Annotated in this window: 15 protein-coding genes; 6 read left to right on the top strand and 9 right to left on the bottom strand. The window is 57.5% G+C overall.

The window, feature by feature from the left end; genetic code table 11:
• Positions 1–56: 56 nt before the first annotated feature.
• A complete protein-coding gene (locus SIB72_RS13600) occupies positions 57–260 on the top strand; it encodes a hypothetical protein (RefSeq protein WP_115120373.1) in 204 nt (67 codons plus the stop codon).
• A gap of 207 nt (positions 261–467) precedes the next feature.
• On the opposite strand, the gene SIB72_RS13605 is transcribed toward SIB72_RS13600, so the two are convergent.
• From SIB72_RS13605 to SIB72_RS13620, 4 genes are all read right to left on the bottom strand, one after another.
• Positions 468–683 carry a hypothetical protein gene (locus SIB72_RS13605; protein WP_115018688.1) on the bottom strand — a complete coding sequence of 72 codons (216 nt, stop codon included), beginning with the start codon at positions 681–683 and terminating at the stop codon, positions 468–470.
• A gap of 460 nt (positions 684–1,143) precedes the next feature.
• On the bottom strand, positions 1,144–1,980 hold the full coding sequence (locus tag SIB72_RS13610) for an N-acetylmuramoyl-L-alanine amidase (RefSeq protein WP_413744193.1): 837 nt from the start codon (positions 1,978–1,980) through the stop codon (positions 1,144–1,146).
• On the bottom strand, positions 1,981–2,556 hold the full coding sequence (locus SIB72_RS13615) for an ARC6/PARC6 family protein (protein ID WP_413744194.1): 576 nt from the start codon (positions 2,554–2,556) through the stop codon (positions 1,981–1,983).
• A gap of 270 nt (positions 2,557–2,826) precedes the next feature.
• Positions 2,827–3,096, bottom strand: coding sequence for a hypothetical protein (locus tag SIB72_RS13620; RefSeq protein ID WP_413744195.1), 270 nt, complete (start codon positions 3,094–3,096; stop codon positions 2,827–2,829).
• Between the two features lie 37 nt (positions 3,097–3,133).
• Here SIB72_RS13620 and SIB72_RS13625 point away from each other — a divergent pair, with 37 nt between their 5' ends.
• Both SIB72_RS13625 and SIB72_RS13630 read left to right on the top strand, forming a co-directional pair.
• Entirely contained in the window at positions 3,134–3,568 is a 435-nt protein-coding gene (locus tag SIB72_RS13625) for a secondary thiamine-phosphate synthase enzyme YjbQ (protein ID WP_115121466.1), read from the top strand.
• A 116-nt stretch (positions 3,569–3,684) separates the two neighbouring features.
• Positions 3,685–3,873 carry a hypothetical protein gene (locus SIB72_RS13630; protein ID WP_115121453.1) on the top strand — a complete coding sequence of 63 codons (189 nt, stop codon included), beginning with the start codon at positions 3,685–3,687 and terminating at the stop codon, positions 3,871–3,873.
• 8 nt (positions 3,874–3,881) lie between these two features.
• On the opposite strand, the gene SIB72_RS13635 is transcribed toward SIB72_RS13630, so the two are convergent.
• From SIB72_RS13635 to SIB72_RS13645, 3 genes are all read right to left on the bottom strand, one after another.
• Positions 3,882–4,070 carry a hypothetical protein gene (locus tag SIB72_RS13635; protein ID WP_413744196.1) on the bottom strand — a complete coding sequence of 63 codons (189 nt, stop codon included), beginning with the start codon at positions 4,068–4,070 and terminating at the stop codon, positions 3,882–3,884.
• 128 nt (positions 4,071–4,198) lie between these two features.
• Positions 4,199–4,363 carry a hypothetical protein gene (locus SIB72_RS13640; protein WP_413744197.1) on the bottom strand — a complete coding sequence of 55 codons (165 nt, stop codon included), beginning with the start codon at positions 4,361–4,363 and terminating at the stop codon, positions 4,199–4,201.
• Positions 4,364–6,079: 1,716 nt separating this feature from the next.
• The gene (locus SIB72_RS13645; RefSeq protein ID WP_413744198.1) at positions 6,080–6,583 is read right to left on the bottom strand and encodes a hypothetical protein; all 504 of its coding nucleotides are present in this window, start codon (positions 6,581–6,583) and stop codon (positions 6,080–6,082) included.
• 137 nt (positions 6,584–6,720) lie between these two features.
• On the opposite strand from SIB72_RS13645, the gene SIB72_RS13650 reads away from it, so the two are divergent.
• From SIB72_RS13650 to SIB72_RS13660, 3 genes are read left to right on the top strand one after another with little or no spacing between them, the layout of a single operon-like run.
• Entirely contained in the window at positions 6,721–6,897 is a 177-nt protein-coding gene (locus tag SIB72_RS13650) for a hypothetical protein (RefSeq protein WP_413744199.1), read from the top strand.
• Entirely contained in the window at positions 6,894–7,313 is a 420-nt protein-coding gene (locus tag SIB72_RS13655; RefSeq protein WP_413744200.1) for a hypothetical protein, read from the top strand. The genes SIB72_RS13650 and SIB72_RS13655 overlap by 4 nt, the downstream gene beginning before the upstream one ends.
• Before the next feature lie 4 nt (positions 7,314–7,317).
• On the top strand, positions 7,318–8,757 hold the full coding sequence (locus SIB72_RS13660) for a glycosyl hydrolase family 57 (protein WP_413744201.1): 1,440 nt from the start codon (positions 7,318–7,320) through the stop codon (positions 8,755–8,757).
• Positions 8,758–8,850: 93 nt separating this feature from the next.
• Here SIB72_RS13660 and SIB72_RS13665 read toward each other — a convergent pair whose 3' ends face one another.
• Positions 8,851–9,099: a hypothetical protein gene (locus SIB72_RS13665; RefSeq protein WP_137007099.1), complete on the bottom strand. Its 249-nt coding sequence runs from the start codon at positions 9,097–9,099 to the stop codon at positions 8,851–8,853.
• Between the two features lie 30 nt (positions 9,100–9,129).
• The gene (locus tag SIB72_RS13670) at positions 9,130–9,528 is read right to left on the bottom strand and encodes a hypothetical protein (protein ID WP_413744202.1); all 399 of its coding nucleotides are present in this window, start codon (positions 9,526–9,528) and stop codon (positions 9,130–9,132) included.
• Positions 9,529–10,161: the final 633 nt, after the last annotated feature.

The following is a 10,161-nucleotide window of genomic DNA, read 5'->3' on the forward strand; positions in this document are numbered from 1 at the left end:
GAGGCCATCAACACCGACAATCAAGGGCAAGAACCCACGAGTGACATCCCACGGCCATGACCGGCGTCATCACAGGGTTGATCGTCCTCTACCTCCACTGCTGGTGGTGCGTGCGCACTAGCAACTCAGCCGCTCTGAAACGCAGCTGGCCTTACCCGCGCCAGTTGAAGGTGAACGCCGATCTTTATCAACGCCCCAGGAAGCGCTCAGGGCGGACACTTGCCCGCCATCGGGCCCGCCAGCTCAGCCTTCAGCCATAAAAAACCCCCGGGGGTCTCACGCCCGGGGGTCGGCAGGTTTTGCAGCAGTCCGTGTTCCGGACTGCATCAGTTGTAGTGGAGGCAAGACCAGCGCGGATGACTGAATCAATCTGCGAATGTGACCGGAGATGACTCGTGCTTGAAGCAGGTCGACCCGTTCTTCAGGCCCAACCAAAAGCCTCGAGGCAAAGCTCAGAAATGCACTTGTCAGAAACGCACTTGGACAGGAGCCTCCACGCTTAATCCCGCATCACGGGCATCACTGGTCATGGCCGTCAGGCTCTCGCCACTGAATACAGCCCGACCACTCAACAGGTCATCCCACTCGCTGGTGGGGAAATGGGCTTGCAGCCAGAACAAGCCCAGGGCACTACCGGGGCTGACAGCAAACGATGATTCAACCTGCTGAACGGTGAGATCCAAGCGGTGGCTCCTTCACTGAACACCATTGAGCCTTGAGCTCCAAACAAAAACTGTTTGTATTGATACAAAAACAAGGTTGAGACCCTTGCAGGTCAAGGCCAACAAAGTCTGAACCCAGCCCCAGGCATCAATCCCGCCAGAGGAGGGGATCTTGATCGACCCACCATCCGCGAGCCTCAGGATCAACCCATTCCCTTGTCTGATGTCGGTGGCCGTCACCTTGAAGGCCTTGTTCCTGGCGTCCTTCAGCTCGTCAAGCCCGTTGTCATTCCAGCTGACATCAAGGGTTCCGTGGCGAAAGATCAAACTGATAGACCGGGCTCCAGCACGTCGCCTGCCGCAAGGTTGAGCCACCCCATCGGGGCAACAGGTGAGCGATAGTCATGCAGAGGAGAGACCAACCTGCAGCCAAGGTTCAACCTTCCCAAGGAAATCGTTCACAGGCTCTCGTCATTCACAGTCAGAGTCCCGCCTGGCCATTGTCGAACCTCTCCAATCCGCACAGTCGTGCTGCCTGCTGATAAAGCGGCATGAAGCGATCCCAGCGGAAGCTCCGTGGGTCATAACGACTTCGGCTGCGATCCACGGCCTGATGTGTGGTGAGCCGAGTCAACGGAATACCGTGACGGGCCTGCCACAGCAACACTTGACCAGCAAGATTGCGGTACTGAGCTGGGGTGTAACCGGAATGGCTCCCTCGGTCATCACGTCCATCAACCGGTGATACAAGACTCACATGCAAGGCGATGTTGTTGATGGATCCCACCCGTCCAGGCTCACGACGCTGGGTCGCATCACCGAACGCCGACATACCTGAGCCATAGGCCCGGTTCTTATCAGGCACGATGCGCAAGCGGGATCCATCACGGGCAATCAGCATGTGATAACTCACCTGATCTGCGTCCTCAGGATGCGATGTCTGAAATAGGTCAACAGTTGCCTGCTCTCCGATCACTGTTTCATGCAGAACAATCACCTGAGGGCTTCCATTCAGCGGTCGTCCCCAAACATCACGGCTCTCACGCTCACCAAAATTTGTGGGATCAGCCGGCTTGTCGAGCTCCTCTGACAAATCGAGCAGCCTCGAACAGCGCGCAATCTGATCAGGAGCCACGGGTTGAAGATCAGACGGCACCAGCTCCAACAAGGGAGGTGCACTCTTCGGAGCAACAGGCAGCGCGGCCTTAGGCACGGAATCAGGATCAGCAGCCGTCCTAAAACCAGGGAGCTGAATCGCGCTACAGCCCCAGAGCATTAGGAGCACACCAGCCGTTGAGGCAGAACGGATGACATCCATCTACTGCTTGCGGTAATCCCAGATCTTCCAACGCCCAGTCTCTTCCTTCAGGGTATAGAGCCAATCGTTAGTACTAGAAGACTTTTCAGCCCCTTTTGGCGAATGCAAGGTGGAGTCTTCAGTCACCGAAACGACGATCGATGGCATCGCAATCGACGGAATGAAGCGAATGACACGATTGACGCGAATGATCGAATAGGAATAACGACTATTGTTATTTTTCAACCACTGAATCGATCCATCCGGCTTGGTGAGATCTGTCCAGAGCGGGCCGGCAGCCACCACCTGATCGGCAAGATCGGTGTTAAAGGGAGGAGCGAAGATCTGCGACTTCACAGTGAGCCATTCCTCAACAATCGCTCGGGCCTGCTGCTGGCTCAGCCCAGATTGCGGAGCCGCTGAAGGCTCCTGAGCCGGAAGAGGCTGGATCGTTGTACTGCGATCGGCATCAATCGGACGCTCCTGGGAAACAGGCGGAGCTGGTGTGGGCTTCACCGCAACTTGACGCTGGATCAGCAACACCACAAAGCCCAATCCCACCAAACCAAGTGGAAGGGCAAAAAGCAGAACAAGCATTGCCTGTTGATTGCTGAAGCCCCTAACGCAGGGAGCAAGCGAAGGTCTCTGCGATGTGAAATGCAACCGGCCCACAACATGACCACAACTTGTCCATTCAAGTTAGTCGCCATCAAATCCCTTGCAGCGACAGCCTCACAGAAAATCATGGGGGTGGGCCACATGAACCACTTAGCCCTTGCTGTTCACCCAAGAGCAACAAAGGGACGGAGCGGCAGCGACGTTCATGGGCACAGCATCAACGTCCTGAGAAGACTCGACACCGCCCCATCACCGGCGCGCAAACAGCTGCCATGCCAACCAAACGATCAAGACCAACACCACCCAAGGGAAAAGGGAGCGCAGCAACAGGGCGGCCACCAGGACCACGCCGAGGCCAATGGTGGTTTTGGTGACCAGAGCCTTGCTCTGGTCAGTCATGTACTGCCAGCGGGGCAAAAGGGGCATGGAAGCTGTTGTATCGATCCGTGCAGCCAGCATGGCCACCCTCGCAACCTTGATCAAGCCTGGAAAGACACCCTGATCAGCCAGAGGCGTCATGCACAGTGGGAGCGAACGCCCGTTGCAGCCCGCTCCGATGTCTTCGCAGCTGCTCTCCCTCTCTACCTCCCAGCCATTCCAGTGCCTGCCCCTCACGGACGCGGTGCGTGACTTCATCCGCCTGCATGGCGAACGAGAAGGTGCCGTATCGATCTCCGGCCTGCACACCACCACGGCTCTGATTGTCAACGAGATGGAAGAGCGACTGCTCATGGACCTCGAGCACTGGCTGGATCAACTCGCCTCCGCCTCCGCCTCCTGGAAACACAACGATCTGGACCTTCGCCCAGACATCCCCGCCGATGAACCGCGCAATGCCCATGCCCATCTTCAGGCTCTTGTGCTCGGCAACCAGGTCATGGTGCACGTCACCAATGGTGAGCCCGTGCTCGGGACATATCAAGACGTGATCCTGGTGGAGCTGGATGGCCCGCGCCAGCGACGGGTCTCACTCCAATGGCTCTCCGCCTGAGCCGCCCTGCGCCTGGCGCCGATCCGGGAACGCTGAAAAAGCCACCGACCTGTCGCCATTGCCACGGCGCGAGCTGACGACTACATCAAGCATGCAGATCAATCTGCCCACGGCTGATGACCAGCGAGGAAGCGATGGCCCTGATCGAAGCAGCCATTGATTACTGCAAACAGCGTCGAAAGCTGCTGACCAATGCGGACCGAGACGCCGACGCGTTGGCAATCGACCACGAATTCGAGGAATGGCTTCACCCCCAAGGAGGAGTGCTTCCACTGATGCCTTGCCCCAGGCCAGAGGAAGCCTGAGCCAGCGGTCAAGCCGCCACTTCAGCCGCCACTCCGGCCGACACTGAACGGATCAGCACCGCACCATCGGCGATTAGATCCAGACGCCATTGCCTTAGACGCGAGCGAGGCACACAGATCGAATGGGCCGCACCACCTTTCCAGAACTCAAGCCAAACCTGCTCGTCTGCAAGGGTGCGCCGCACGGACATCCCCATCAATGGCCGGGAGCATGGTGACTTCATCGCATCGCTGCAGCTAGCGCCATTGAGCCGCATCCATCTCCAGGCTGTTGTGGCGAAAGCGACCTTCCGCAAGCAACGTTTGCGGATGCCAGAAGCATCGATCAAAGGGGTGGCTTCCCCAGGTCTCGCCGCGCTGATCGCCTCAAGACCGCTGCGCTATCAAGAGCAGAAGCACGGGGGAGCTGCACCTGCTCATGGGCCCACTGCTGAACCAACGTGGCCAGCAGCGCACGATCGCCAAACACACGGACCACAAACTCCACCATTGAGAACAGATCTCAATAGAACACAAAACCCGCTTTTCTGCAAGTGATTCTCAATTGCCTTAGTAGGCGAGTCGCTGAACGCATGCATGCGATGCAATCGCCATGGCAGAGCAAGGCGTACCCCAAGCGAGATCGACGAGCGCATTGGCCTGACGCCTCGCCGAGCACCCTTCAAGCAGGCGTCCTTTTTTGGGCTTTCAACGCCTTCTCGCCGCCAGGCAGAGCCCGCGGACTCGATCCAGCCTTCCCAGGGGCGAGGTGTCGGTGGGTCCGTCCCCTTGGAGATGATCGAATGCAACGTTGGGAGTTTCAGGGCGAGGTGTCGGTGGGTCCGTCCCTTCAACACCCTCACAATGAGCACTCATCCGGTGGACCAGCTGAGCTGCAGAGGTGAAGAACACAAGCAGTGCTGGTGAAGCCTCGGTGAATCAATCCAGCGCAGACGCCACCTGACGGATCCTGCCCACAGCTGAGCAACAGCCCCTCCAAGAGACCCTCAAACAGAGATCGCCCAGACCATGCCCTGATCAACTCATCAAAACGCCATCGCACAGACAGCGTAAAGAATCAGAACACTGCCAAATGTTGTCATCCCTATCAGACTTTTAATACGCATCCATTTCCTGTCCCACTTATACGGGGTCATCAGAACGATCGAGGTCAGCGTAAACAGTGCAAAGCCAGTTGTAGACCAATGCGGCCGCGTGCGCGTCGCCAACATGTGAATGCCGTGAGACAGGAAACAAGCCTGTGAGATATAGGAACTTAATGCTCCAAGATTGTAAATCAGCGCTTTATGCTCAAAAACAAAGCGAAGATTCGGCCTCCAGCTCATCCCCCATCAGCAAGTGAATCTTTAACGTAGCCACTCACCAGACAAAGCCGCAAGGACACTTCGCTACTTGTGTATCATTTCGAACATCGAGCAAAGCATTGTCAGCATCAGGCCATTCCGGCCATGGCGTGCCATCAACGACCCACCAGAGACGAAAGCCACAGCATGATTTCATGTGCCTAGATCTTCGGGCAACCTGACTGAGAAAATCGAAATCCTAATCCTCATACAATTGATCTGATCTCACCGACTGATCGACTGGATTGATCGATGGAGACAAGATCCATGCCCATGAGAAGGCTTGAGCTTCACTGAACAGTCTTGGTGGAGACAAAGGCACATCTTCCAAACAGTCCTTTTGGATGACCAGGAAGACTGAAGACTGAAGACAAGGTTGTTAATCGCCAGTGATAACGACTTCAAAACATGCTTAATCCTCTACAGACTCCACCACCAGCATCACGATCGCAATGACAGCCGGAAGAGAAGTTCAGGTGAGATCTGGCCTGCAGAACAGGACTCACTAAGGGCAATCAATCCCGTCGCCAATTCTGCCAACCACCACAAAAGCACAACCGGGATGGGCTTCGGCCGCCATACGGCAGGCATCACTTCGGCTGGAGGCCCTCACCACAAACCGCTGTGCCCCACCTGGAGACTCCAACCTCACCTCATAAGACGAACGCATGAGAAGCAACGCAGCCCTTTTGTTCTGGCTCAGGTGGGGGGCTAAGCGCCAGTGCTGAAACACTCATCAAGGCGACGATCCGTAGCAATTCCAACGACAGAGCCCTTCTCCCTAGGCGATAACAGATCCACAGAAGCGTCGAGCATCGGTACTTCTGTTGGGGGATTAGGGCGGGCCTGGAAAGCCCGCCTTTTTACGGCCGCGAATGAATCGTGCGCAGACCACGCGCCGCCGTCTCGTCGAAGTCGTCGGGATTGATCGGTGTGATCAAGGCAGCGTTAGCCCTCACCCTGCAACGCAGCAGCTTTCCACGCGCCTTGAGGGGCCTGTGATCCAACACCAAGTTCCCTCTAGGCCCCACATCCACCGGCAACCAAGCTTGATCGTCCTCAAAATCGATTCCATTCAGCTGGGGCTGCGTGATTGCAGTGCGAAGAATGCTTCCGTAGTCGAGGGAAACCAGAGGAACGGCATCGCCACCGAGCGACCTGCAGTTCAGCCCCTTGGGGTCCTGATCAATCACCAACCAGAGCATCTGGTGATATTCACCCCTGTTCCCCTGCACCTTGGTCGTCAGGAAATTCCCATTGGCGTCAGGTCGAACCACATCAGCCCGCTGGGCCATCACCGGCAATACCGTCCAAGAAACGGCGGTCACAACCCAGAACAGCAGCCGAGCATGCAGGATCATCGCCATCGCAACGCACAGAGAAACGACCCCATGCTCGTTCGAAACGCCTGGCGCTGGATGAGCGAAAACACCGAGGCCTCGATGCGCGTTCGCAGACATCAGTTGAACCAAGTGGTCGGGACAGCCATGACCACCGAGACTCCATGCAAAGCAGCACAGGACTGACGCTGACCTCATTCCCCTGGCCCACCGGTCCGACAGCAAAAGCCATGGCGCCAGACGAGCACCCCCAAATGGTTGGTCGCGAGACGCGCATTGCTGGAGCAGATCAACGCTCGTTCTTGAGAACACCCACCCAGGCCATGGAGCTCAGAGCATGACCCCGGTGATCGCGACGATTCAGAGGATGGCAACCGTTGTTGCCTGCTTCGGCCTGCTCACCTCTCTCGGGCCAAGCCGACCACTCCAAGCCCAAACCTTTGGGAATGAAGCCTGGGTGAACTGCAGCTACAACGGTCGCAATCTCCGATGTAGACGCAGCTTTCTCTGCAACAGCGCTCCTTGCGGTCGGTTCCAACTGACCTGGTCAGATGGCATCAGCGACACCTACACCCTGATCAGCACGACAACCCGCACATCGTCGATCTATCGCGATCCACGCGGCGGTGAGTGGAATCTTCTCTCCTATGCCGGTTCATTTGTGCTGCGCAACCCCGCCAACGGCAACACGATCATCTTCGATGGCAGCCAACACGACTGCAGCAAGGTCTGGAAGCTAGGCAGTATCTGTGGCTGATCCGATGCAAACCCTTCCCGCGATCAGCGGCCGAGAACGTGAGCTGCAAAAGCTGATGCAGACAGCACAACCTGTCTGGCTCGCCCAGTCAGATCGGAGCCTTGAGACGTTCAGCTCTGGCTTTGCCTGTGCACTGCATATGCATCAGCCCACCATCCCCGCCGGGCCTGGTGGAGAGCTGGTCTCCCATCTGCAATTCATGCTGGAGCACCCTGACCAGGGAGACAATCACAACGCCGAACCGTTCGCCCAGTGCTACAGGCGCATGGCAGAGCTGATCCCCCGCCTCATTGATGACGGCTGCAGCCCTCGCATCATGCTCGATTACTCGGGGAACCTGCTCTGGGGCGTTGAGCAGATGGGCCGAACCGACATCACGGACGCCCTGCGTTACTTGGCCTGCGATCCCACCATGCAACGGCATGTGGAGTGGCTCGGGACCTTTTGGGGCCATGCCGTGGCCCCATCAACTCCGATTCCTGACTTGAAGCTGCAGATCCAAGCCTGGCAGCATCAGTTCGCAGCAATCGCCGGTGATGCAGCGTTGCAACGCGTGCGCGGCTTCTCGCTGCCGGAGATGCACTTGCCCAATCACCCCGAGACGCTATTTGCTCTGATCCAAGCCCTAAAAGAGTGCGGTTATCGCTGGCTTCTCGTGCAAGAGCACAGCGTAGAAACCCTGAATGGAGCAGCATTGCCCCGCGAGCAAACCTTGGTGCCGAACCGTTTGATCGCCCGCAACTCCAACGGGGAGGAGATCAGCATCACTGCGCTGATCAAAACGCAGGGATCCGACACCAAGCTGGTGGGTCAGATGCAACCCTGCTACGAGGCCCTTGGCCTGGAGCGACAGCCGCTGGACACGTGCATGGTTCCGGCCCTGGTCAGCCAAATCGCCGATGGTGAAAATGGCGGCGTGATGATGAACGAATTCCCTGCTGCCTTCATTCAGGCCCACGAGCGAGTGCGCAACGAAGCAACGCAGGCGATCAATGGCACGGAATACCTCGAGCTACTGCAAGCGGAAGGGATTGGGCCAGAGCAATTCCCGCCGATACAGGCGGTGCAGCAGAAGCGCCTCTGGGATGCCGTGGAAGGTGAGCTAAGCGCAACCGCCGTTGACGCTGCGATCAACCGCTTGCGTCAAGACGATGGCGGCTTCTCCATGGATGGAGCCTCCTGGACCAACAACCTCAGCTGGGTGGAGGGCTACACGAACGTGCTCACACCGATGCACCAACTCAGCGCTGACTTTCACGCCCGCTTTGACGATGCTGTCGCTGCTGATCCAGCCATGAGCGCGACACCCCACTACCGCAACTGCCTCCTGCATCTCCTGCTGCTGGAGACCAGCTGCTTCCGTTATTGGGGGCAGGGCACTTGGACCGACTATGCCCGCGAGATTCACAGCCGCGGCGAAGCCCTACTAAGCAAGCCGCAATGATCAAAGACAGGAGCTGGCCATCGTGCCGGCCTTGCCGATCTGGCATCACCAGCCGCTCGACTGGTCTCAGCCGAGAACAAAACTGATCGGTGACTAAAGCCTCAGCAAGGTGCGTAGCCAACGCACAACTCGTGTGATCACAGCCCACAACCCTTGGCTGGAGGCAGGGCTTTCCGGTCGGGCCAAGGCTGCAGGTGCAGCGGCTGGCCTTTGAGGTGCATAGCCCTCAAAAGCGTGCTGCACTGCTTCGTCTCCTTGCAGATCAGCCACAAGCGTGCGCTCACGAACACGGGCGCCGCAGCCTGGTGAGTAACGACCCTGGTATTGACGCATTCCAGTCATCAGAACAAGCCTCCAATTACGAACAAACCATCAGACCCGATCCACCTCCTGAGCGGATCTCTCACGGCAAACCTTTTCCCGAAATGCGGATGTCGCCAACATGAGCACCAACACCGTTGGCTCCGCAGCACGGGCAGGATCAGACCAAACAGCGTCAAGCATCACAAAGGAGCCGACGGCGGTGCCACAGCCCAAGGCTGTGGCCGCCATCACCGACACCACACCACACAGCAAAGGGGTACGACTCAGTTGTTGGTGATTCAGCACGGTGTTCATCACAGCCACGCCGCTGCTTTCACCATGACCACAGCTGTCGAAGCAGGCAGCCAAGGAGAGAAAAAGGATCGAATCATTTCCGGATTCACCGGAATAGAAGCGAGCTGGGCAGCCATGGCCTCTGGAGCAGGGTCCAATTGTGCAGATGCTCACGCCCCAAGCTGGGCCAAAGGCGAAGCGATCCCAAGCAGAAGCAGTGCTTTCCGCATCAATGGCACCAACACCTTTAGAACGGTGATGCTGCAGTCACATCAATGAAATTCGACAGCTCAAATGCTCAACCAATGGGGAGCGTGATCTGTGATGGAACCCACGCCCCATTCCACGCTTTGGCCTGCCCGCTGCATCCAAGTGCCACGCGCATTGGCAAACGCAAGTAAGCGCAAGACGCCAATGCAGCGACTTTGGTCTCGGTCACGAGAGCTTTGACGTGCAGAAAACCGAGGACCATTGCTTCATGGAAGGCTCTGGTGGGTTCTGCCAGGAAGCCCAGGCCTAGCTGCGCGGGTCAGTGGCTCTGCCAAGTTCAGGGCCTCTGCCAAGTTCAGCAGCTCTGCCCACAAGTGTTGCTATCAAGCTGTTGCCGCTGGGGCGACGTCAACGATCCAGATTGGCGTGTCTGTGCTTCGATGAGAGTTGAAGCAGGTTCGAAGCCCTGTCGTGGTCTTCGGTTTTGGTGAGCTGGCGAACGAGATTCCAGGTGTCTTGCGCAGACATCTCGCCGTTCTCTTCCCATTTGAGGCTTGAGAGCTGAGAAGAGTTCATCGTGGGACCGCCTGGTCATTT

It is taken from the genome of Synechococcus sp. MIT S9451, from assembly GCF_047304725.1.
GTDB lineage: Bacteria > Cyanobacteriota > Cyanobacteriia > PCC-6307 > Cyanobiaceae > Synechococcus_C.